The organism is Veillonella sp. 3_1_44 (genome assembly GCF_000163715.1).
In the GTDB taxonomy this organism is placed as follows: Bacteria; Bacillota; Negativicutes; order Veillonellales; family Veillonellaceae; genus Veillonella; species Veillonella parvula_A.
Map to the genome: position 1 here is coordinate 518,686 of NZ_GG770200.1, position 21,658 is coordinate 540,343.

Annotated in this window: 36 protein-coding genes and 1 pseudogene; all 37 read left to right on the top strand. The window is 41.1% G+C overall.

Translation table 11 applies throughout. The annotated features are described in order from the left end of the window. Positions 1-337, top strand: a pseudogene (gene tuf / locus HMPREF0873_RS05960) (elongation factor Tu); the annotation flags it as partial. Between the two features lie 180 nt (positions 338-517). Then, positions 518-829, top strand: coding sequence for a 30S ribosomal protein S10 (rpsJ, locus tag HMPREF0873_RS05965; RefSeq protein ID WP_004695100.1), 312 nt, complete (start codon positions 518-520; stop codon positions 827-829). 12 nt (positions 830-841) lie between these two features. Further along, positions 842-1,483, top strand: a complete 642-nt coding sequence (gene rplC / locus HMPREF0873_RS05970; RefSeq protein ID WP_004695102.1) for a 50S ribosomal protein L3 — start codon at positions 842-844, stop codon at positions 1,481-1,483. A gap of 26 nt (positions 1,484-1,509) precedes the next feature. Beyond that, positions 1,510-2,133, top strand: coding sequence for a 50S ribosomal protein L4 (gene rplD / locus HMPREF0873_RS05975; RefSeq protein ID WP_004695105.1), 624 nt, complete (start codon positions 1,510-1,512; stop codon positions 2,131-2,133). Continuing rightward, positions 2,133-2,417, top strand: a complete 285-nt coding sequence (gene rplW, locus HMPREF0873_RS05980) for a 50S ribosomal protein L23 (RefSeq protein WP_004695108.1) — start codon at positions 2,133-2,135, stop codon at positions 2,415-2,417. Before rplD ends, rplW begins: the two co-directional genes overlap by 1 nt. Before the next feature lie 26 nt (positions 2,418-2,443). After that, the gene (gene rplB, locus HMPREF0873_RS05985; protein WP_004695109.1) at positions 2,444-3,274 is read left to right on the top strand and encodes a 50S ribosomal protein L2; all 831 of its coding nucleotides are present in this window, start codon (positions 2,444-2,446) and stop codon (positions 3,272-3,274) included. Between the two features lie 23 nt (positions 3,275-3,297). After that, positions 3,298-3,579, top strand: coding sequence for a 30S ribosomal protein S19 (rpsS, locus tag HMPREF0873_RS05990; RefSeq protein ID WP_004695110.1), 282 nt, complete (start codon positions 3,298-3,300; stop codon positions 3,577-3,579). Between the two features lie 13 nt (positions 3,580-3,592). Further along, positions 3,593-3,928: a 50S ribosomal protein L22 gene (rplV, locus tag HMPREF0873_RS05995; protein WP_004695112.1), complete on the top strand. Its 336-nt coding sequence runs from the start codon at positions 3,593-3,595 to the stop codon at positions 3,926-3,928. Between the two features lie 16 nt (positions 3,929-3,944). After that, complete coding sequence (gene rpsC / locus HMPREF0873_RS06000; RefSeq protein WP_004695113.1) at positions 3,945-4,613, top strand: 30S ribosomal protein S3; 669 nt, start codon at positions 3,945-3,947, stop codon at positions 4,611-4,613. Next, positions 4,613-5,050: a 50S ribosomal protein L16 gene (gene rplP, locus HMPREF0873_RS06005; RefSeq protein WP_004695114.1), complete on the top strand. Its 438-nt coding sequence runs from the start codon at positions 4,613-4,615 to the stop codon at positions 5,048-5,050. The genes rpsC and rplP overlap by 1 nt, the downstream gene beginning before the upstream one ends. Further along, positions 5,040-5,243 carry a 50S ribosomal protein L29 gene (gene rpmC, locus HMPREF0873_RS06010; RefSeq protein WP_004695115.1) on the top strand — a complete coding sequence of 68 codons (204 nt, stop codon included), beginning with the start codon at positions 5,040-5,042 and terminating at the stop codon, positions 5,241-5,243. The genes rplP and rpmC overlap by 11 nt, the downstream gene beginning before the upstream one ends. A 39-nt stretch (positions 5,244-5,282) precedes the next feature. Continuing rightward, positions 5,283-5,543, top strand: coding sequence for a 30S ribosomal protein S17 (rpsQ, locus tag HMPREF0873_RS06015; RefSeq protein ID WP_004695116.1), 261 nt, complete (start codon positions 5,283-5,285; stop codon positions 5,541-5,543). Between the two features lie 24 nt (positions 5,544-5,567). Next, the gene (gene rplN / locus HMPREF0873_RS06020) at positions 5,568-5,936 is read left to right on the top strand and encodes a 50S ribosomal protein L14 (RefSeq protein ID WP_004695117.1); all 369 of its coding nucleotides are present in this window, start codon (positions 5,568-5,570) and stop codon (positions 5,934-5,936) included. 18 nt (positions 5,937-5,954) lie between these two features. After that, positions 5,955-6,275 (top strand): 50S ribosomal protein L24, encoded by a 321-nt coding sequence (gene rplX, locus HMPREF0873_RS06025; protein WP_004695118.1) that lies wholly within the window; start codon positions 5,955-5,957, stop codon positions 6,273-6,275. A 23-nt stretch (positions 6,276-6,298) separates the two neighbouring features. Then, the gene (gene rplE, locus HMPREF0873_RS06030; RefSeq protein ID WP_004695119.1) at positions 6,299-6,838 is read left to right on the top strand and encodes a 50S ribosomal protein L5; all 540 of its coding nucleotides are present in this window, start codon (positions 6,299-6,301) and stop codon (positions 6,836-6,838) included. Positions 6,839-6,854: 16 nt separating this feature from the next. After that, on the top strand, positions 6,855-7,124 hold the full coding sequence (gene rpsN, locus HMPREF0873_RS06035) for a 30S ribosomal protein S14 (RefSeq protein WP_004695122.1): 270 nt from the start codon (positions 6,855-6,857) through the stop codon (positions 7,122-7,124). A gap of 27 nt (positions 7,125-7,151) precedes the next feature. Continuing rightward, positions 7,152-7,538, top strand: a complete 387-nt coding sequence (gene rpsH / locus HMPREF0873_RS06040) for a 30S ribosomal protein S8 (protein WP_004695128.1) — start codon at positions 7,152-7,154, stop codon at positions 7,536-7,538. 24 nt (positions 7,539-7,562) lie between these two features. Continuing rightward, positions 7,563-8,108 (top strand): 50S ribosomal protein L6, encoded by a 546-nt coding sequence (rplF, locus tag HMPREF0873_RS06045; RefSeq protein WP_004695131.1) that lies wholly within the window; start codon positions 7,563-7,565, stop codon positions 8,106-8,108. Positions 8,109-8,125: 17 nt separating this feature from the next. Further along, the gene (gene rplR / locus HMPREF0873_RS06050) at positions 8,126-8,506 is read left to right on the top strand and encodes a 50S ribosomal protein L18 (RefSeq protein ID WP_005385510.1); all 381 of its coding nucleotides are present in this window, start codon (positions 8,126-8,128) and stop codon (positions 8,504-8,506) included. Between the two features lie 18 nt (positions 8,507-8,524). Continuing rightward, entirely contained in the window at positions 8,525-9,028 is a 504-nt protein-coding gene (gene rpsE, locus HMPREF0873_RS06055) for a 30S ribosomal protein S5 (RefSeq protein WP_004695136.1), read from the top strand. Positions 9,029-9,042: 14 nt separating this feature from the next. After that, positions 9,043-9,222 (top strand): 50S ribosomal protein L30, encoded by a 180-nt coding sequence (rpmD, locus tag HMPREF0873_RS06060; RefSeq protein ID WP_004695138.1) that lies wholly within the window; start codon positions 9,043-9,045, stop codon positions 9,220-9,222. A 22-nt stretch (positions 9,223-9,244) separates the two neighbouring features. After that, positions 9,245-9,691 (top strand): 50S ribosomal protein L15, encoded by a 447-nt coding sequence (rplO, locus tag HMPREF0873_RS06065; RefSeq protein ID WP_004695141.1) that lies wholly within the window; start codon positions 9,245-9,247, stop codon positions 9,689-9,691. 1 nt (position 9,692) lies between these two features. Beyond that, positions 9,693-10,955, top strand: coding sequence for a preprotein translocase subunit SecY (gene secY / locus HMPREF0873_RS06070; RefSeq protein WP_004695143.1), 1,263 nt, complete (start codon positions 9,693-9,695; stop codon positions 10,953-10,955). 12 nt (positions 10,956-10,967) lie between these two features. Then, the gene (locus HMPREF0873_RS06075) at positions 10,968-11,531 is read left to right on the top strand and encodes an adenylate kinase (protein ID WP_004695145.1); all 564 of its coding nucleotides are present in this window, start codon (positions 10,968-10,970) and stop codon (positions 11,529-11,531) included. A 3-nt stretch (positions 11,532-11,534) separates the two neighbouring features. Then, complete coding sequence (gene map / locus HMPREF0873_RS06080; protein WP_004695146.1) at positions 11,535-12,305, top strand: type I methionyl aminopeptidase; 771 nt, start codon at positions 11,535-11,537, stop codon at positions 12,303-12,305. Positions 12,306-12,327: 22 nt separating this feature from the next. Further along, entirely contained in the window at positions 12,328-12,546 is a 219-nt protein-coding gene (infA, locus tag HMPREF0873_RS06085) for a translation initiation factor IF-1 (RefSeq protein ID WP_004695147.1), read from the top strand. A 26-nt stretch (positions 12,547-12,572) separates the two neighbouring features. Beyond that, positions 12,573-12,686 (top strand): 50S ribosomal protein L36, encoded by a 114-nt coding sequence (rpmJ, locus tag HMPREF0873_RS06090; RefSeq protein ID WP_004695148.1) that lies wholly within the window; start codon positions 12,573-12,575, stop codon positions 12,684-12,686. 23 nt (positions 12,687-12,709) lie between these two features. Continuing rightward, entirely contained in the window at positions 12,710-13,078 is a 369-nt protein-coding gene (gene rpsM, locus HMPREF0873_RS06095; RefSeq protein ID WP_004695149.1) for a 30S ribosomal protein S13, read from the top strand. Positions 13,079-13,097: 19 nt separating this feature from the next. Further along, positions 13,098-13,487 (top strand): 30S ribosomal protein S11, encoded by a 390-nt coding sequence (gene rpsK / locus HMPREF0873_RS06100; RefSeq protein ID WP_004695151.1) that lies wholly within the window; start codon positions 13,098-13,100, stop codon positions 13,485-13,487. Between the two features lie 70 nt (positions 13,488-13,557). After that, positions 13,558-14,562 carry a DNA-directed RNA polymerase subunit alpha gene (locus tag HMPREF0873_RS06105; protein WP_008714948.1) on the top strand — a complete coding sequence of 335 codons (1,005 nt, stop codon included), beginning with the start codon at positions 13,558-13,560 and terminating at the stop codon, positions 14,560-14,562. Between the two features lie 12 nt (positions 14,563-14,574). After that, positions 14,575-14,910 (top strand): 50S ribosomal protein L17, encoded by a 336-nt coding sequence (gene rplQ, locus HMPREF0873_RS06110; RefSeq protein WP_004695155.1) that lies wholly within the window; start codon positions 14,575-14,577, stop codon positions 14,908-14,910. A gap of 284 nt (positions 14,911-15,194) precedes the next feature. Continuing rightward, the gene (locus HMPREF0873_RS06115; protein WP_038125699.1) at positions 15,195-16,103 is read left to right on the top strand and encodes an energy-coupling factor transporter ATPase; all 909 of its coding nucleotides are present in this window, start codon (positions 15,195-15,197) and stop codon (positions 16,101-16,103) included. Continuing rightward, the gene (locus HMPREF0873_RS06120) at positions 16,103-16,963 is read left to right on the top strand and encodes an energy-coupling factor transporter ATPase (RefSeq protein ID WP_038125700.1); all 861 of its coding nucleotides are present in this window, start codon (positions 16,103-16,105) and stop codon (positions 16,961-16,963) included. Before HMPREF0873_RS06115 ends, HMPREF0873_RS06120 begins: the two co-directional genes overlap by 1 nt. Next, a complete protein-coding gene (locus HMPREF0873_RS06125; protein WP_008602525.1) occupies positions 16,953-17,756 on the top strand; it encodes an energy-coupling factor transporter transmembrane protein EcfT in 804 nt (267 codons plus the stop codon). Before HMPREF0873_RS06120 ends, HMPREF0873_RS06125 begins: the two co-directional genes overlap by 11 nt. Continuing rightward, a complete protein-coding gene (truA, locus tag HMPREF0873_RS06130) occupies positions 17,753-18,538 on the top strand; it encodes a tRNA pseudouridine(38-40) synthase TruA (protein ID WP_038125701.1) in 786 nt (261 codons plus the stop codon). Before HMPREF0873_RS06125 ends, truA begins: the two co-directional genes overlap by 4 nt. Before the next feature lie 297 nt (positions 18,539-18,835). After that, positions 18,836-20,587 carry a 2-oxoacid:acceptor oxidoreductase subunit alpha gene (locus tag HMPREF0873_RS06135; RefSeq protein WP_004698101.1) on the top strand — a complete coding sequence of 584 codons (1,752 nt, stop codon included), beginning with the start codon at positions 18,836-18,838 and terminating at the stop codon, positions 20,585-20,587. Between the two features lies 1 nt (position 20,588). After that, positions 20,589-21,461: a 2-oxoacid:ferredoxin oxidoreductase subunit beta gene (locus HMPREF0873_RS06140; protein ID WP_008602530.1), complete on the top strand. Its 873-nt coding sequence runs from the start codon at positions 20,589-20,591 to the stop codon at positions 21,459-21,461. The last annotated feature ends 197 nt before the right edge of the window (positions 21,462-21,658 follow it).

Below are 21,658 nucleotides of genomic sequence, written 5' to 3' on the forward strand. Positions count from 1 at the left end.
TCGTAAAGACATCGAACGTGGTCAAGTATTGGCTAAACCAGGTTCCATCAACCCACACACAAAATTCAAAGCAGAAGTATACGTATTGACTAAAGAAGAAGGTGGCCGTCATACTCCATTCTTCTCCAACTACCGTCCACAATTCTACTTCCGTACAACAGACGTAACAGGTGTTGTAAACCTTCCTGAAGGTGTAGAAATGTGTATGCCTGGCGATAACGTAACAATGGAAATCGAATTGATTACTCCAATCGCTATCGAAGAAGGTCTTCGCTTTGCGATCCGCGAAGGTGGCCATACAGTAGGCGCTGGCGTAGTAACAGAAATCGAAGGTTAATTTAACCTTTTATGCTCATCGTAGAATGCGTTGAGCACAATACATGCAGCACTCAGAGCGGCAGATAATGCCGCTCTCGTGTTGTGTTTTTAAACTATGAAGTAGAAGGTTGCCTCTGCGGAGGAGAATTTCTATGGAGCAGCCCATTCACGAAATGGACGACAGGAGGAATTATTAATAATGGCTAAACAGCAAAAAATCCGTATTCGCCTTAAGGCATACGACCACAAAGCTCTCGATCAAAGCGCTGCTAAGATCGTAGACACTGCAAAAAGAAATGGCGCTATGGTATCTGGTCCGATTCCATTGCCAACAGAAAAGAATATCTTCACAATTCTTCGTTCTGTACACGTAAACAAAGATTCTCGTGAACAATTCGAAATGCGTACACATAAACGCTTAATCGATATTCTTGAACCAAATTCGAAAACAGTAGATGCTATCACTCGTTTAGATTTACCAGCTGGTGTATCTATTGAAATAAAACTATAAGGAGGTGCGATAATGTCTAAAGCTATTTTGGGTAAAAAATTAGGAATGACACAAGTCTTCACAGCTGAAGGCCAATTAGTTCCTGTAACAGTAGTGGAAACTACCCCAAGCGTTGTAGTGCGCGTAAAGACTGTAGAAACAGACGGCTACGAAGCAGTACAAATTGGTTACGGTTCCATTAAAGAAAAACATTTAACAAAACCTGTAAAAGGTCAGTTCGACAAAGCTGGCGTAGCTCCAGTGAAATATCTTCGCGAAGTTCGCGTAGCTAATGCAGCTGACTACACAGTAGGCCAAACTCTGGCAGCTGATATCTTCGCAGAAGGTGAATTGGTGGACGTAGTGGGTACAGGTAAAGGTAAGGGTTTTGCTGGCACAATTAAACGCCATAACTTCTCCCGTGGTCCTGAAACTCATGGCTCCAAATCTCACCGTGAACCTGGTTCCATCGGTCCTATGATCTCCGGTGGCGGCGGTAAGGTATACAAAGGTAAAAAACTCCCTGGACAAATGGGTGGTTACAGAGTTACCGTACAACGCTTATCCGTTGTGAAAGTTGATGCTGAACGTAACCTTTTATTGGTTAAAGGTGGTATCCCAGGCGCTAAAGGTAGCTTGGTTATGGTTCGCAACACGGTTAAACCTGTTAAATAATCATTTGTCGAAAGGAGGATTATGTAATGCCTACAGTAGCAACATATAATCAATCCGGCGTTAAAGTCGGTGAAATACAGTTAAACGATGCAGTATTCGGCGTTGAAGTTAACGAAGCCGTAATGCATCAAGCCGTAGTTCGTCAATTGTCTAACGAACGTCTCGGCACACATGCAACAAAAACTAGAGGTATGGTTCGTGGCGGTGGCCGCAAACCTTGGAAACAAAAAGGTACTGGCCGTGCTCGTGCAGGCTCCAGCCGCTCCCCAATCTGGATCGGTGGCGGTACTACATTTGGCCCACAACCTCGCAGCTATTACAAAGCTATGCCTCGTAAGGCTAGACGTTTAGCAGTTAAATCTGCTCTTAGCGATAAAGTGAATAATAGCGAATTATACGTTTTGGAAGAAATCACATTAGCAGCTCCTAAAACAAAAGAAGTGTTGAACATTATTAACAGCTTCAACGTTGGTGATGCAAAAGTATTGTTCATCACTGAAGGTGATGTAAATGTTGAACGTTCCGCTCGTAACATCCAAGGTGTTAAAGCTTTGGCTTGCGAAGGTATGAACATTTTCGATCTTCTTCATTACGATAAGCTCTTCATTACTAAAGGCGCTGTCGCAAAAATCGAGGAGGTGCTCGGATAATGCAATTACATGATGTACTAATCCGCCCGGTTATTACCGAAAAATCCACTATGCTTATGGAAGAAGGCAAATACACTTTCCGTGTGCCTTTGACTGCAAATAAAGTGCAAATCCGTCAAGCAGTTGAAAAAATCTTCAATGTAAAAGTAGAAAAAGTAGCTACTATTCGTGTTTTAGGTAAGACTAAACGCATGGGTCGTACACAAGGTAAACGTAGCGATTACAAAAAAGCTATCGTAACCTTAAAAGCTGGCGAATCCATTGAATTCTTTGAAGGTGTCTAAGAGTCTAGTTGTAAGGAGGCCCACTAATGGCAATTAAATCATTTAAACCGTACTCCGCTGGTCGCCGGTTTATGACAGTATCCGCCTTCGACGAAATCACAGCAAGCAAACCAGAAAAATCCTTGCTCGCTAAGATTTCTCAAAAAGGTGGTCGTAACAATACTGGTAAAATGACAGTTCGTCACCAAGGTGGCGGTCACAAACGTCAATACCGTATTATTGACTTCAAACGTACTAAAGATAATATTCCAGCTAAAGTAGCAACAATCGAGTATGATCCTAACCGTTCTTCTCGCATCGCTTTGCTTAACTACGCTGATGGTGAAAAACGCTACATTTTAGCTCCTAACGGTCTAAAAGTTGGTGACGTTGTATTCTCCGGTCCTGAGTCCGATATTAAACCTGGTAACTGCTTACCATTGGCTAATATTCCAGACGGTACACAAATCCACAATATCGAATTGAAAATCGGTAAAGGTGGTCAAATCGTTCGTTCCGCTGGTACATCTGCTCAATTGATGGGTAAAGATAATGGCTACGCTATTCTTCGTTTACCATCTGGTGAAATGCGTCGTGTTCGTCAAGAGTGCCGTGCAACAATTGGTGTTGTTGGTAACGCTGACCACAGTAACCTTGTAATCGGTAAAGCTGGTCGTCATCGTTGGATGGGTGTTCGCCCTGGCAACCGTGGTGTTGTAATGAACCCTTGTGACCATCCACATGGTGGTGGTGAAGGTAAATCTCCTGTTGGTCGTAAACATCCTGTTACACCTTGGGGCAAACCAGCACATGGTGTTAAAACTCGCGACAAGAAAAAAGCTTCTAACAGCTTAATCATTAAACGTCGTACAAAATAGGATAAAGGAAAGGAGATAAAATAGTGTCCAGATCTATTAAAAAAGGCCCTTTCGTAGCAGATCATTTGCTTAAGAAAGTTGAAGCTTTAAACGAAACTAACGAAAAGAAAGTTGTAAAAACCTGGTCCCGTGCCTCTACTATTATCCCAAGTTTTGTAGGCCACACAATTGCTGTGCATGATGGTCGCAAACATGTACCTGTATTCATTACAGAAGATATGGTAGGTCATAAATTAGGTGAGTTCGCTCCTACACGTACTTATAGAGGTCATGGTAAGGACGAAAAATCTACAGGCAAAAAATAGGAGGAAATAATACATGGAAGCAAAAGCAATCGCTAGACATATCCGAATCGCGCCTCGTAAAATCCGTATCGTTGCAGATTTAGTGCGCGGTAAAAACATCGGCGAAGCATTTGCCATCTTGAAGTTCACTCCGAAAGTTGGCGCTGATGTAGTAGAAAAAGTTATGCGTTCTGCAATCGCAAACGCTGAACATAATTTCGATATGAATGTTGACAATCTTTACGTATCCGAGATCTTCGTTGATCAAGGCCCTACATTAAAACGCATTCATCCTCGTTCCCGTGGTCAAGCTTTCAAAATTTTGAAACGTACTAGCCACGTAACAGTAGTAGTTAAAGAAAGAGCTTAAGAAGGAGGGAAACAGAGTGGGTCAAAAAGTTAATCCACACGGTTTGCGTGTCGGTATCGTAAAAGATTGGGACGCAAAATGGTATGCAGATAAAGATTTCGCTGCTAATCTTCATGAAGACGTAAAAATTCGTAACTTCTTGAAAGAAACCCTTTTCATTGCTGGTATTTCCCGCATTGAAATCGAGCGTACAAATAAACGTATTAAATTGACTATCCACACTGCGAAACCAGGTATGGTTATCGGTCGTGGTGGTGCTGGTATCGAAGATATCAAAAAAGCAATGACTCGTTTCACTGATAAACAAGTGGACGTTAACATTGCAGAAATTAAACAAGCAGACATGGATGCAACATTAGTTGCTGAAAACATTGCGGGCCAATTGGAACGTCGTATCGGCTTCCGCCGTGCAATGAAACAAGCTGTAGGTCGTACAATGCGCTTAGGTGCAAAAGGTATTAAAATCATGGTAAGCGGTCGTCTTGGCGGTGCTGAAATCGCTCGTAGCGAATCCTATCGTGAAGGTTCTATTCCTTTGCATACACTTCGTGCAGACATCGACTACGGTACTGCTGAAGCTCATACAACATATGGTTGTATCGGCATTAAAGTATGGATTTACAAAGGTGAAGTTTTGCCAGAAGCAAAACAAGCACCTGCTAAGAAGGAAGAAGGTGGCAAGTAATGCTTATTCCAAAGCGCGTAAAACATCGTAAGCAATTCCGCGGCCGTATGAAAGGTCGTGCTATGCGCGGTAATACAGTGTCTCATGGTGAGTTCGGCTTGGTAGCATGCGAACCATCTTGGATCACTAACCGTCAAATCGAAGCTGCCCGTATTGCTATGACTCGTTATATCAAACGTGGTGGTAAAGTATGGATTAAAATTTTCCCTGACAAACCAATCACAGCTAAACCAGCTGGTACTCGTATGGGTTCCGGTAAAGGTTCTCCTGAATACTGGGTAGCAGTGGTTAAACCAGGTCGTGTAATGTTTGAAATGGACGGTGTGCCAGAAGCTACAGCTCGTGAAGCTATGCGTCTTGCAAGCCATAAACTTCCAATCAAATGCAAATTTGTTGTTAAGGGTAAAGAATTGGGTGGTGACGTAAATGAAGGTTAATGACATTCGCAATATGAGCGCTGCCGAAATGGAACAAAAAGTTTCCGGTCTTAAGGAAGAGTTATTTAACCTCCGTTTTCAGCTTGCAACAGGTCAATTAGAAAATCCTATGCGCATTCGTGAAGTTAAGAAGACAATCGCTCGTATTAAAACTGTACAACGTGAAGTTGAACTTAAATCTGAAAACGCATAATAACAGATTTGTTAAAGTTTGAAAAGGAGGCTTAAAATCGTGGCAGAAGAAAGAAACGTACGTAAAGTCCGCGTAGGTAAAGTTGTTAGCGACAAAATGGACAAAACTGTTGTTGTTGCTGTTGAACGTAAAGTACCTCACGCATTATATAACAAGCCAATGGTTAGCACAAAACGCTTCAAAGCTCATGATGAAAATAATGAGTGTCAAATTGGCGATACAGTTAAAATTGTAGAAACTCGTCCACTTTCTAAAGATAAATGTTGGAGAGTTGTTGAAATTCTTGAAAGACAAAAATAAGAGTGATGTAAGGAGGAATAGACGATGATCCAGCAACAAACAATTTTGAATGTTGCCGACAACACTGGTGCTAAACGTATTATGTGCATCCAAGTCATGGGCGGTTCTTATCGCAAATTCGGCAATATCGGTGACGTAATCGTTGCTTCTGTAAAAGATGCATCACCCGGTGGCGTTGTCAAGAAAGGCGACGTAGTTAAAGCTGTTATTGTTCGTTCTAAAAAAGGTATCCGCCGTCAAGACGGTTCCTATATTCGTTTCGATGAAAACGCAGCAGTAGTTATTAAAGATGACAAGACCCCTCGTGGTACTCGTATCTTTGGACCTGTAGCTAGAGAACTTCGTGAAAAAGACTTCATGAAAATCGTTTCTTTGGCTCCAGAAGTATTATAAGAAGGAGGAACGCAGCATATGGCTAAGCTACAAATCAAAAAAGGCGATACAGTTGTTGTTATCTCCGGTAAAGATAAAGGTAAGCAAGGTACAGTTATCGCAACTGAACCTAAAAAAGAACGCGTATTTGTTGAAGGCGTTAACACTGTAAAACGTCACACAAAACCTTCCCAAGCTAACCCACAAGGCGGCATCGTTACTAAAGAAGCTGGCATTCATGTTTCTAACGTAATGGTTGTCGACCCAGAAACTAAAACAGCTACTCGTATCAAAAAGGTAGAAGGCAAGGACGGTAAATTCGTTCGCGCTACTGTTAAATCCGGTACAGTACTTAAATAATCAGGAAAGGAGGAGCTACATAAATGTCTCGTTTGTTTGAACAATACAACTCTGAAATCAAAAAGAGTATGCAAGAAAAATTCCAATACGGCAATGTAATGGAAATTCCTAAATTGGAAAAAATCGTTATCAACATCGGCGTAGGTGATGCAGTAGGCAATGCAAAAGCATTGGAAGCAGCAGTTAATGACTTGACTATTATTGCTGGTCAAAAACCTGTTATCACAAAAGCTAAAAAATCCATTGCGAACTTCAAAGTTCGTGAAGGCATGGCGTTGGGTACAAAAGTTACTCTTCGTGGCGAACGCATGTATGAATTCCTTGATAGATTGATCAATGCGGCATTACCTCGTGTACGTGACTTCCGCGGTATCAGCGCTACTGCATTCGATGGCCGTGGTAACTACGCTTTGGGTCTTAAAGAACAGCTCATCTTCCCTGAAATCGAATATGATCAGGTAGAACGTGTTACTGGTATGGATATCATTATCGTAACAAGTGCTAAGACAGATGAAGAAGCTCGTGAATTGTTGACTCAATTCGGTATGCCTTTTGAAAAATAATAGGAGGAACATATAGATGGCTAAAAAATCTATGATTGAACGCGAAAAGAAACGCGCTAAAATCGTTGAAAAATATGCAGCTAAACGTGAAGCGTTAAAAGCAGCAGGTGATTATGAAGGCTTATCCAAATTACCAGCAAATGCATCCCCAACACGCTTGCACAACCGTTGCAACTTAACTGGTCGTCCTCACGGCTATATGCGTAAATTCGGTATCAGCCGTATTGCGTTCCGTGAATTGGCGTACAAAGGACAAATTCCTGGTGTTAAAAAAGCCAGCTGGTAATATTAGACGAGAGGAGGTTTTTAGATTATGGTAATGACCGATCCTATCGCGGATATGCTTACGCGCATCCGTAATGCAAACGCTGCACTTCATGAAACGGTAAACATTCCTGCATCTAGAATGAAAGCAGCCGTTCTTGACATCCTTTTACAAGAAGGCTTTGTAAAGAACGTTGAAAAAGAAGAAAACACTTTAAAAGTAACTTTGAAATATGGTTCCAATAACGAGAAAGTTATTACAGGAATTAAACGTATTTCCAAACCAGGTTTACGTGTTTACGCGAAAAAGGAAGAACTTCCTCGTGTACTTGGTGGTTTGGGTATCGCAGTTATTTCTACGTCCAAAGGCGTTATGAGCGACAAACAAGCTCGTAAAGAAGGTCTTGGTGGCGAAGTAATCGCATACGTTTGGTAATAGTAGCAATAGGAGGTAGAAATAATGTCACGTATCGGTAGAATGCCTATCGAGATCCCTGCAGGCGTTACTGTTACATATGATAACCATCATATGAACGTAAAAGGCCCTAAAGGTGAATTATCTCGCGATTTGCATCCAGATATGAATATCACTGTAGAAGGTAACACAATCACAGTAACTCGTCCTTCCGACGATAAAAATCATCGTTCCCTTCACGGTTTGACTCGCGCTCTTGTTGCTAATATGGTAACAGGCGTATCTGAAGGATTTACAAAAACTCTTGAAATCAACGGTGTTGGTTACAGAGCGGCTAAACAAGGCAATAAATTAGCTCTTACACTTGGCTTCTCTCATCCAGTAGAAATGGAAGCTCCAGCTGGTATTACAATCGACGTTCCAGCTCCTAACAAAATCGTTGTGTCTGGTGCAGACAAAGAAGTTGTAGGTGCAGTAGCAGCTGATATCCGTAAATGGAGAAAACCTGAACCTTACAAAGGTAAAGGTATCCGCTATGAAGGCGAAGTTGTTCGTCGCAAAGCTGGTAAAGCTGGTGCAAAAGGTAAATAGTAATATCATCTATATGAATGAAAGGAGTGAATATCTTGCCTCGTAAATCTAGTAGAAATATCGCTCGAGCAAAACGTCATCTTCGTATTCGCCGTCACATCTCTGGTACGGCAACTTGCCCACGTTTGAACGTTTACCGTTCTTTGAGCAACATTTACGCACAAGTAATCGATGACGTAGCAGGTACAACTTTGGTTGCTGCTAGCTCTTTAGATAAAGATTTGAACTTATCCTATGGTGGTAACGTAGCTGCTGCTAAAGCTGTTGGTGAAGCAGTTGCTAAAAAAGCTATCGCTAAAGGCATTGACACTGTAGTGTTTGACCGTGGTGGTTACATTTACCACGGCCGCGTAGCAGCCCTTGCAGAAGGTGCTCGTGAAGCAGGCTTAAAATTCTAAGAAGGAGGAACTATAGACATGGCGAGAATTGATTACACCAGTCTTGATCTTAAAGAAAGAGTAGTATTCATCAACCGCGTAGCCAAAGTAGTTAAAGGCGGTCGTCGTTTTTCCTTCAGCGCTCTTGTAGTTGTTGGTGATGGCAACGGTTATGTAGGCGTTGGCTTAGGTAAAGCAGCGGAAGTACCAGAAGCAATTCGCAAAGGTATCGATGATGCTAAGAAAAATATTGTAAACGTAGCTATTAAAAATGGTACAATCCCTCACAGCGTAACAGGCGTATTCGGTGCAGGCCGCGTATTCTTGAAACCAGCTGCTGAAGGTACTGGCGTTATCGCTGGTGGCCCTGTTCGTGCCGTATTGGAATTAGTAGGTGTTCGTAACATCTTGACTAAATCTTTGGGCTCTTCTAACCCTAACAATATGGTTCGCGCTACAATCGAAGGTTTGAAAGATTTGAAACGCGCTAGCGAAGTTGCTGAGCTTCGTGGTAAAACCGTTGAAGAAATCTATAACGCGTAATAAGGAGACAAGAAATGGCACAAGTTAAAGTAACATTAACAAGAAGCTTAATCGGTCGTCCTGAAGATCAACGCGCGACAGTTAAAGCTTTGGGCTTGAAAAAAACTAATTCTCAAGTCGTAAAAGAAGTAACACCTCAAATCGAAGGTATGCTTCATAAAGTTAGACATTTAGTAAAAGTTGAAGAAGTTTAATACTGATAAGGAGGTGCACTGAATGAAACTTCATGAATTACAACCAGCAGCTGGTTCTAAAAAAACTCGTACTCGTGTAGGCCGTGGTTTAGGTTCTGGCTTGGGTAAAACATCTGGTCGTGGTCAAAAAGGTCAAAACTCCCGTTCTGGCGGTGGCGTTCGCTCCGGTTTTGAAGGCGGCCAAATGCCTCTTTATCGTCGTTTACCAAAACGCGGTTTCAACAACAGCGTTTTTGCTAAACAATATGCTGAAGTTAACGTAGCACAATTAAATCGCTTTGAAGATGGTGCAACAGTTGATCCAGTAGCTCTTATTGAAGCTGGCATTTTGAAAAATGTACGCGATGGTATTCGTATTTTAGGTAACGGCACATTGGAAACTAAAAACTTGACTGTTATCGCTAATGGCTTCACTAAAGCTGCTGAAGAAAAAATCACAGCAGCAGGCGGAAAAGTTGAGGTGATCTAGGGTGCTAGATAGCCTCTCGAACATCTTTAAGATTACTGAGTTACGTAACAAGATTTTGTACACATTGATGATGTTTGCTGTGTTTAGAGCCGGCATTCACATCCCAGTACCAGGTGTAGATGCATCTGTTATCGAATCCTTGTTTACATCCGGTAACCTATTTGGTCTATTAGACTTGTTTGCTGGTGGTGCGCTAAGTAAGTTCTCTATCTTTGCGATGAGTATTACCCCTTACATTAATGCTTCCATCATCATGCAACTGCTTCAGTCTGTAGTTCCTCAGTTTGAAGCATGGAGTAAAGATGGTGAAGACGGGCGTAAGAAAATAGCGAAGGTAACTCGTTATGGCACCGTAGTCCTTGGCTTTGTACAAGCCGCTGGTATGGCATTTGCTCTTAGAGCAAACAACGCTTTGGTAAATAATGATTTCCTTAGCGTATTCGTTGTGGCCATCATCCTCACAGCAGGCACATGTTTGTTGATGTGGATTGGTGAGCAAATCACAGCATATGGTATAGGTAATGGTATTTCCTTGATCATCTTTGCTGGTATCGTAGCTCGATTGCCAGATGGTCTCGAAACTATTTATCAATATATCCAAAACGGAACCATTAACATGTTCCAAGCATTCTTATTTGCTGTAATTGCACTTGCGATGATCGCTGTCGTAGTGGCAGTTACACAAGGCCAACGTCGCATTCCTATCCAATACGCAAAACGCGTAGTAGGGCGTAAAATGTACGGTGGTCACTCTACATTCTTGCCGTTGAAAGTCAATCAGGCAGGTGTAATCCCAATTATCTTTGCGTCATCTGTGTTGATGTTCCCTGTAACAATTGCACAATTTATTGACAATGAATTTGTTCATAAAGCTGCTGATTTATTTACATGGGGGACGCCGTTACAAACGGCATTGTATGCGATATTGATCTTTATCTTTACGTATTTCTATACTGCAATCTCTATCAACATTACAGATATGGCAGATAATATGAAAAAATACGGTGGTTTTATCCCAGGTATTCGTGCGGGTAAACCAACTGCTGATTATGTGGATAACGTGATGACCAAGATCACTTTGGCTGGCGCTGTATTCTTAGCTGTCGTTGCTATTATACCGAATTTCCTCGGTAGTATAACCGGCGTCCAAGGCGTATACTTTGGTGGTACGGCTCTTCTTATCGTTGTAGGTGTAGCACTTGATACAATGCAACAAATTGAGTCGCTCATGGTAACACGCCACTATAAAGGCTTTGTGAAATAGGAGGGAAACGATATGTATATTTTATTAATGGGACCTCCTGGTGCAGGTAAAGGCACTCAGGCAGCTCGACTTATTGAAAAATACGGTATTCCCCAAATTTCAACAGGTGATATGTTCCGCGCTGCGATTAAGAACGAAACACCTCTTGGAGTTGAGGCTAAGAAATACATCGATGCTGGTCAATTGGTACCAGACAGTGTAACTGTTGGTATCGTACGTGATCGCTTGGTGAAAGATGACTGCAAATCTGGATTTATTCTTGATGGATTTCCAAGAACTACAGCGCAAGCTGTATCCTTGGATGCAATCCTTAAAGAATTAGGAATTTCTTTGGACGCTGTACTTAACTTAAACGTTCCTTCCGAGGAATTGGTTAAACGTATTAGCGAACGAGCTGTTCTAGAAAATCGTGCTGATGATAACCCTGAAACAGTACAGAAACGTCTAGCTGTGTACGAAGAATCTACTAAACCATTAATTGATTACTATCGCAATAGCGGATTATATCAAGAAATTAATGGTTTACAAGATGTAGACGCAGTATTTGCTGACATCATTAAGGCGTTGGAGAAATAATCTATGATTATTTTAAAATCGCCCCATGAGATTGAATGTATCCGCAAGGCAAGTAAGCTTACAGCAGACACGTTGTCCTTGTTAGTAAAAAAGGCTAAACCTGGCATCACGACGCTTGAGTTAGATACAATTGCCGAAGAATATATTCGCAGCCACGGTGGTATACCAAGTTGTAAAGGGTACTATGGATTCCCCGCTACAATCTGTGCTTCTATTAACGAAGAAGTCGTTCATGGTATTCCGAGCGCTAAGCGTAAGCTTAAAAACGGCGATGTCCTCAGTATTGATCTCGTATCATCTATTGATGGATATCACGGCGATTCGGCTGTGACGATTCCTATCGGTCACGTCAAACCCGATGTGATGAAATTGTTAAAAGTTACAGAGGAAAGTCTGTTCAAGGGAATTGAACAAGTGAAAGTCGGTAACCGTATTGGTGCTATCGGTCACGCTGTTCAAACGTATTGTGAGAAACATGGTTACGGTGTCGTACGCGACTTCGTAGGTCATGGTTTAGGCCGCGAAATGCATGAAGATCCGCAAATACCAAACTATGGTAGTCCTGATCAAGGACCTCTTATGAAACCAGGTATGGTATTGTGTATTGAACCGATGATTACATTAGGTACTCACCGTGTTCGTGTATTAGGGGATGACTGGACAGCAGTTACAGTAGATGGTAAACCTGCTGCTCATTTCGAACATACAGTGGTTGTTACAGAAAACGGCCCTGAAATATTAACTATGCGGGAAGAACCGCGGTTAATTAAATAAACAGGTAACCGGAGGAAAAGATATGTCAAAAGAAGACGTTATTGAGGTGGAAGGTACGGTCGTTGAGGCATTACCGAATGCCATGTTCCAAGTTGAATTGGAAAATGGTCATATCGTATTGGCTCATGTGTCAGGTAAAATGCGTATGAATTTTATCCGTATTCTTCCTGGTGATAAAGTTACTATGGAACTGACACCGTATGACTTAAATCGTGGTCGCATCACCTATCGCTTTAAATAAGCATAGGGTCCACAAAGGAGGTACTAATGAAGGTTCAACCATCAGTTAAAAAGATATGCGAAAAATGTAAAATCATTAAACGCAAAGGCCGTGTAATGGTTATTTGCGAAAATCCAAAACATAAACAAAAACAAGGATAATCTGATAGGAGGTGGATGATTAGATGGCACGTATCGCCGGTGTAGATTTACCTCGTGATAAACGAGTGGAAATTGGTTTAACTTATATTTATGGTATTGGTCCGACTTTAGCATCTGAAATTATTGCTAAAACTGGTATCAATCCTGACACACGCGTTCGCGATCTTTCTGAAGATGAAGTAGCGAAAATCCGTGAATTGTTAGATGCTGATTACAAAGTAGAAGGTGACCTTCGTCGTGAAGAAGCTCTTAACATTAAACGCTTAATTGAAATCAACTCCTATCGAGGCAAACGTCATCGTATGGGTTTACCACTTCGTGGTCAACGTACTAAAACGAATGCACGTACTCGCAAAGGTCCTAGAAAAGCAATTGCTGGTAAAAAGAAATAAGATAAAGGAGGGATAAAGCGTGGCTAAAAAAGTTGTTAGAACTAAAAGAAAAGAAAAGAAACATATTGAATCCGGTGCGGCTCATATTCGTTCTACATTCAATAACACTATCGTAACTTTGACAGATACAAACGGTAATGCGTTGTCTTGGGCTTCCGCTGGTGGCTTGGGCTTCCGTGGTTCTCGTAAATCCACTCCATTTGCTGCTCAAATGGCTGCTGAACAAGCTGCTAAAGCTGCAATGGAACATGGTCTTCGCACTGTTGAAGTATTCGTAAAAGGTCCTGGATCCGGCCGTGAAGCTGCAATCCGTGCTTTACAAGCTGCAGGTCTTGAAGTTACTTCCATTAAAGACGTAACTCCAATTCCTCACAATGGTTGTCGCCCTCCAAAACGCCGTCGTGTATAATTTATAGCGACCGATATGATACGGTGCTATAATTAACTATGAACGTGTGTTATATAGGAGGATGTTCCTGATGAGCGAAGAAAAGAAACTTAAAATCGAGAAAGTGGACATCGCCGATGGCGGTCGTTATGGTAAGTTCGTATGTGAACCATTAGATCGTGGTTATGGGATCACTCTCGGTAATAGCTTACGCAGAATTTTGCTTTCATCCTTGGATGGGGCAGCTATCACCTCTATCAAAATTGATGGAGTTCTTCATGAATTCTCTACTATTCCTGGTATTCGCGAAGACGTTACGGATATCATCCTTAACTTAAAGCAATTGTGCATCAAAGTTGAAGAAGAAGCACAATTACCTTTGGAAGTTCATTTTGACTTCCAAAAGGATGGAATATTGACAGCTGCTGATTTAGCTGAACAATTCCCACCAGAGGTAGAAGTATTGAATCCTGAACTCGTGATTGCGACAATGGATGAGACAGCTCATTTCGTAATGGACGTAGTAATCGAACGAGGTAAAGGCTATGTTCCTTCAACGAAGAATAAAAAAGATACTGATGTTATTGGTTGTATTCCTATCGATTCCATCTTCTCTCCAATTCTTCGTGCTAAATACGAAGTGAGTGATGTTCGTGTAGGCAATGAAATGGACTTCGACAAACTTACATTAGAAGTTTGGACTGATGGCTCCATTACTGCTGCTGATGCAGTGGCAAAATCTGCTGCCATTATGATTGGTTATTTAGGGAACTTCACTAAATTAGCGCATTCTGCAGATGTTGTAGATGTAAACACTGGTGAAGGCGGTATCGTTATAGATCCAGTAGGTTCCGATAATGAAGAACCAGCTGTAGATGACGGCCCAGCAAAGATTTCCATCGATGAGTTGGAACTCTCTGTTCGTGCGTATAACTGCTTGAAACGTGCTGGCATTAATACAATTGCAGACTTGCTAGACAAAACCATTGATGACTTAGGAAAAGTTCGCAACTTAGGTAAAAAATCTATCGATGAAATTGAGGAAAAACTCAATAATCATCCAGGTGGTTTTCAACTTAAACAAAAAGGCGAATAAGGAGGAAGACGAATGTACAGAAAATTAGGCCGCGACAGCTCCGCTCGTAAAGCGTTGTTCCGTAGCATGTTAACATCTTTCTTCCAATATGAGCGTATTGAAACGACTGAAGCTAAAGCGAAAGAACTTCGTTCTTTAGCTGATCAAATGGTGACTTTGGCTAAACGTGGTGATCTTCATGCACGTCGCCAAGTTCTTGCATACCTCATGGATGAAAGTGTAGTAAAAAAATTGTTTGATACAATTGCTCCAAAATATGCAGACCGCCAAGGTGGTTACACTCGTGTAATCAAAACTGGTCTTCGCAAAGGTGACGCTGCACCTTTGGCTATTATCGAGTTAGTTTAATCAAACTCATACGGTGTTGTAACTTATGTTGCAGCACCGTTTTTTTATTGTCAATTTTATGGTACAATCGACTAGTATAATATCGTAATATGTTAGCAGTTATCGTAAAGGATGAATATGTATTGTCAACCTTTTGCATAATATCTAAGAGATTATTAAATTCAAGTTCTATTAAATAGGATAAATTGAAATATGGGGATTATGCACCACATGAGTATAATAGATGATGCAAATGGTTCTACTTTCATAGAAACGAAATTGACTAGAAAGATATGAGGTTATCCATGAATGAACAAGACATTATGATTGAGGTCAATCATATGAGTCATATTTATACTGATGAAAACGGCAATGATGTACGTGCCTTGGATGATGTGAATCTATCCATTAAGCGTGGTGAATTTGTTTGTATCATTGGAACTAATGGCAGTGGTAAAAGTACGCTTGCCAAGCATTTTAATGTGTTATTACAACCTAGTGAAGGTCATATCAATGTATGTGGCTTTGATACGCGGGATGAAGCGCATATTTGGAATATTCGCCAACATGTAGGAATGGTATTCCAAAATCCTGATAACCAAATCGTAGCGGCCGTCGTAGAGGAGGACGTTGCCTTTGGTCCAGAAAACTTAGGTATTCCTAGTGCAGAAATTAGAGAACGTGTTAATGCAGCGTTAGCTGCTGTTAATATGACTGAATATAGAGAACATGGTCCCCATTTATTATCGGGCGGACAAAAACAACGTATTGCTATCGCAGGTGTATTAGCGATGAAGCCTGATTGTATCGTTCTTGATGAACCAACAGCGATGCTCGATCCAAAAGGTCGTCGTGAGGTTCTTGAAACAGTTCATAAGCTCAATAAAGAAGAAGGTATTACCATTGTATATATTACACACTTCATGGAGGAAGCTGTTACGGCAGACCGCGTTGTGGTTATGAAAAATGGTGTGAAATTACATGATGGTACGCCTCGTGAAATCTTTAGCCATGTAGATACCTTAAAAGGTCTGGGCCTCGATGTACCAGTAGCCTCTGAGATTGCTTTCAAACTGAATGCTAAAGGGTATGAAGTTGGTAAGAGCATCATTAATAATGAAGAGTTAGCAAAAGGGCTCAAAGGCTCAAAGTTAGGCAAGCAATTATCCGCTATACACTCAACAGATGCTTCAAGAGGGGAGGGAACCCACTAATGGCGATCGTATTAGATAATATTACATATACTTACGGCATGGGTACTCCTTTTGAAAAGACTGCACTTAGTGGTGTATCTCTTACCATTGAAAATGGGGAGTTTTTAGGTGTTATCGGTCATACTGGTTCCGGTAAATCTACCTTTGTACAGCATCTAAATGGTCTATTACATCCTACAACTGGTACCGTTACGGTCAATGGTGTAGATATTAGCGCCTCCACAGAGGAAGCTAAAAAAATGCGCCATAAGGTTGGTATGGTATTCCAATACCCAGAGCATCAATTATTCGAAGAAACCATCGCTCAAGATATCGCCTTTGGTCCTAAAAATTTAGGGCTTAGTGCTGATGACGTAGACGAGCGTGTACGCGATGCGATGAAGTTCGTAGGACTCGATTACGATACATATGCAGAACGTTCTCCATTCCATTTATCTGGTGGTCAAATGCGCCGCGTTGCTATTGCTGGTGTAGTGGCTATGAACCCAGACTTCCTGGTGCTTGATGAACCGTCTGCCGGACTTGATCCATTTGGTCGGGAAGAAATCTTTGAAGAAATCATTCGCCTTCATAAGGAAAAGGGCATAACTGTAATTCTTGTATCTCACAATATGGAAGATATTTCTCGCATGGCTTCCCGTCTCGTAGTACTCGATAAAGGTCGTGTCGTCCTCGATGGTGAGCCGATGGACATCTTTAATAATCATCGTGATGAGTTACAAGCTGTTGGTGTAGATGTTCCACCAGTGTCTGTTACCATGGAATATTTGCGTGAACAAGGCCTTGATGTGTCTAATCGCGTACTATCCGTAGATGATGCGGTACAAGCAATTCTAGAGGGAGGTAGCCATGTTAAATAACATTACTATTGGTCAATACTTCCCAGGGAATTCTTTTTTACATCGCATGGATCCTCGTGCAAAGATTATAGCCACTACAATCTTTGTTGTAGCTATATTCTTGGCGAATTCTCCGTTGGCATATGGTATTGTTGGTGGTTTTACCATCTTTGCAATGCTATTATCGCGTTTGCCATTACGCCTGATGTGGTCTGCTATTAAACCGCTTTGGATTATCATCGTATTTACCATGGGTATTCATATTTTTACGACGCCTGGTAATCCAATTTTCCAATGGGGAATTATTAATATTACAGATCATGGGGTGGCAATGGGCCTTCAAATGGCGGCACGATTAATCTTCTTAATCTTGTTCTCTTCTTTGTTGACCTATACCACATCACCGATTCGCTTAACTGATGGCATCGAGCACTTGCTCAATCCATTCCGTCGCATTGGTGTTCCTGCTCATGAACTGGCCATGATGATGACTATTGCGTTGCGTTTTATCCCTACCTTATTGGATGAGACAGATCGTATTATGAAAGCACAATCTGCTCGTGGTGCAGACTTTGTGACAGGCTCTATTATTCAACGAGCGAAAAACATGGTGCCACTTTTAGTGCCATTATTTATTAGTGCGTTTCGACGGGCCGATGAATTAGCTATCGCTATGGAAGCGCGTTGCTATAGAGGTGGTGTCAACCGTACGCGTATGAAGGAATTACAAGTTACTTATGTCGATTATATTGGTGTTGGCGCTGTTGTTTTGGTAACTATTGTACTTGTCGCATTGTGGTGGTTAGATCTATGAGAAATATACGGATCATAGTGGCTTATGATGGTACAGATTTAGCAGGTTATCAAAAGCAACCTAATGATAAGGGGTTAACGGTACAAGGTTGTTTGGAATATGGTTTATCACGTATTTGTAATGAACCCATTCAAATTTATGGTGCCTCTCGTACTGATGCGGGGGTGCATGCTAAATTTCAAGTTTGTACATTTCAAACGTCGGGCACTATACCAGTAGAAAATATTCCTCGCGCCATGATAGCTCATATTCCTAAGGATATAGTCGTTCTAGAAGCGGTAGAAATTCCGCTAGATTGGAAGCCACGGTGGAATATATACGGTAAAGAGTATGTATATACGATTCATAATCAGCTCATTGCAGATCCTTTGACGAAGCGGTATCATTGGCATGTGAAAAAGCCCTTAGATATTGATCGGATGCAGGCTGCAGGTAATGAACTATTAGGTACGCATGACTTTACAACCTTAAAGGGAACGAATTCAACCCCTGCTGATCCTGTAAAAACAATCCTGGGAATCCATGTTAAGGTAAAGGAGGCTCACGTAACGATTTCTGTGGTCGGTGATGGGTTCTTATACCATATGGTGCGTAATATTGTGGGACTACTCGTAGATGTCGGACTTGGTCGCCGTAAGGTGGAGGACATTAAAGGGTACTTAGTAGCTAAGGACCGCCGTGTTATAGGAAAAACTGCACCCGCTCAAGGCTTATGTTTAGAAGAAATATTCTTCACTGAGGAGCGTCAACAAGAGGTGTTACGAAATAAATATTTTAGATGATTCGAGAATAAATATTCTATATAATTTTATATAGACTCTTTTTTTGCCGTCTGAATATAAAACGATAAGCATAAATACTAAAAGGATACTACTTAAAAAGTGGTATCCTTTTTCTCTTATAATTTTTAGTTATAATACCTTAATTTATACCTATTATTATGTGAAATGATACATTGTAAACCTAAAATATACATGATACAATGACGATATAAGACAGGTTCGTACTATACATACATTAAAATAGTAAGGTAGACTCTTGTCAGCAGTGTAATTTTTATCCTAAGGAGGGTGAATCTCTTGCAAAAACGTAAAGATTTTATCTGGAAAATGGGCGGCCAACAAGGTGAAGGTATAGAGAGTTGCGGTGAAATCATGGCCACAATCCTTGCTAAAGAAGGCTACTCTTTGTATAGCCAACGTTTATTTGCATCTCGCATCAAAGGTGGTCATACTACATTCGCATTGCGCGTAGCATTGGAACAAATTATGTCCATTGGTGAAGGGGTAGACTTCTTGCTTTCCCTTGATCAAGAAACCGTTGATATGCACGGTTCCGAAGTACGCGATGGTGGATATATCATCTGTGATAGCAAAGTTAATCCAGACTTTTCTAAATTTGAAGGTACAAAGATTAATTGTTTATCTTTGCCTATCTCTGAAACAGCAATGAAACAAGGCTCCTTGTTGATGCGTAATATCGTAGCACTTGGAATGTCCGTAGCGCTTCTTGGCTTTGATACTAAGATGTTTAAAGATGCTATTACTGAGAAATTTGCAAAGAAATCCCAAGAGATTATAGATAAAAACTTGGCTGCTTTCGATGATGGTCATAGCCTTGTAATGGAAAAATTGGGCGATGTTGAGATCGATACATTGCCAGCGCCTGGTAAGAAAGATCAAATGTTCTTATTAGGTAACGAAGCATGTGCTCTTGGTGCTATTGCTGCGGGCTCCCGTTTCATGGCATCATATCCTATTACGCCAGCATCCGAAGTTATGGAATACATGATTAAAACTATGGATAAGTTGGGCTCAACTGTTGTTCAAACAGAAGACGAAATCGCAGCATGTATGACAGCTATGGGTGGTGTATACGCAGGTGTTCGTGGCTTTACATGTACTTCTGGTCCAGGCCTTTCCTTGATGGCAGAATCCTTGTCTATGGCTTCCATGGCTGAATTGCCAATGGTTGTTATTGACGTTCAACGTTCTGGCCCATCCACTGGTATGGCTACAAAAGTTGAACAATCCGATATTGATGCAGCTTGCTACAATGCACATGGTGACTACTCTGGTATCGTAATTTCTCCAACATCTATTGAAGAATGTTTCTATGAAATTCAAAAAGCTTTCAACTTGGCAGAAATGTACCAATGTCCAGTTATCTTTATGCCTGACTTACAACAAGGTTTGAATAAACAATCCGTTCCTTCTTTCGATTTGAACCGCGTACCTATTAATCGAGGTAAAATGATGAAAGAAGCTGAGCTTCCTGAATTGGTACAACCTAACTATTTCAAACGCTTTGAATTGACTGAAGATGGCATTTCTCCTCGTACAATTCCAGGTATGAAAAATGGTCTATTCCTTTCCACAGGTTTAGAGCATAATGAAGAAGGTAAACCAGCAGAAGCGCCTACAATGCACGTAGCGCAAACTGATAAACGTTTCCGTAAATTGGAAACTGTAGCTGACAATTATGAACCATTCTTGAACAATGCTAAATACGATGAAGCGGATGTACTCGTTGTAGGTATGGCTTCTAGTCGTGGTGCTATCGAAGAAGCTGTTGCTGAATTCGATCAAGAAGGTGTTAAAGTTAACCATTTACAATTGCGCTTAATTAAACCATTCCCAGCAAAGCAATTACAACCGTTCTTTGATGCGGCGAAAAAAGTAGTTATTGTAGAACACAATAAAACTGGTCAATTGGCTAACTTATTTAAAATCAACATGCATAAGAAACATAAGATTTCTAGCTGCTTGAAATACGATGGTAATCCATTCACAAAAAGTTATGTGAAAAATGCGATTAAGGAGGTCCTATAATATGACAACAGCTAAAGATTACAGAAATGATATTCGTCCTAACTGGTGTCCAGGCTGTGGCCATTATGGGGTTCAAGCGGCGATTACTGATGCCGTAGTAGCGAAAAATATTCCACCAGAAAAATTAGCCGTAATTTCCGGTATTGGTTGTTCTAGCCGTATCGGTGGCTATTTCTACGCTTATGGTGCGCATACAACTCATGGCCGTGCGCTTCCTTATGCGCAAGGCGTTAAGCTTGCTAACCAAGACCTAGAAGTTATTGCATTTTCCGGTGACGGTGATGCCTTTGCTATTGGTATGGGTCACACCATTCATGCTTTTAAACGTAATGTAAACATGACATACGTAGTAATGGATAACCATGTATATGGTTTGACTAAAGGTCAAGCATCCCCTCGTTCTGACATCGGTTTTGTTACAAAAACAACTCCTCATGGTGCGTTTGAGTCTCCATTGTCCGTTTGTGAAACTGCGATTGCAGCAGGTGCTACATTTGTAGCACAAAGCTATATGGTGAATCGTAAAGAGCTCGTTGATTTGATTCAACAAGCTATGGATCATGAGGGATTCTCCTTCATCAATGTATTTAGCCCATGTGTTACATATAATAAACGCAATAGTTATGATTGGTTCAAAGAACATTTAGTAGCATTGCCTGAAGGTTATGACCCAACAGATCGTGCAACAGCGCTTAAAACTTTGGGTGATACTGATGGTTTGGTTACAGGCCTTATCTATCAAAATACATCTAAACCTTCCTTTGAAAAAGCAATGGCTGCAGCAAATGGCGGACCACATCCTCGTCCATTGACTGAAGATGTTGTAAAACCTGACCAAGCATTATTTGATAGTCTTTGCAATCAATTTAAATAATATTAGTATCGTACCCATTAGGTAGGATGCTGATTAAAGAAACGTGTCACCTTCGGGTGGCACGTTTTTTGTATGTACTATTTTATGAAAAACTATTTAGTATATTGCTTTCTGCGATTTGTCCCATGTGGTTATATAACGTGATATAATAAGGACATTGTATGATATTCATTGCAATTGTATCGTATTCATTGCAG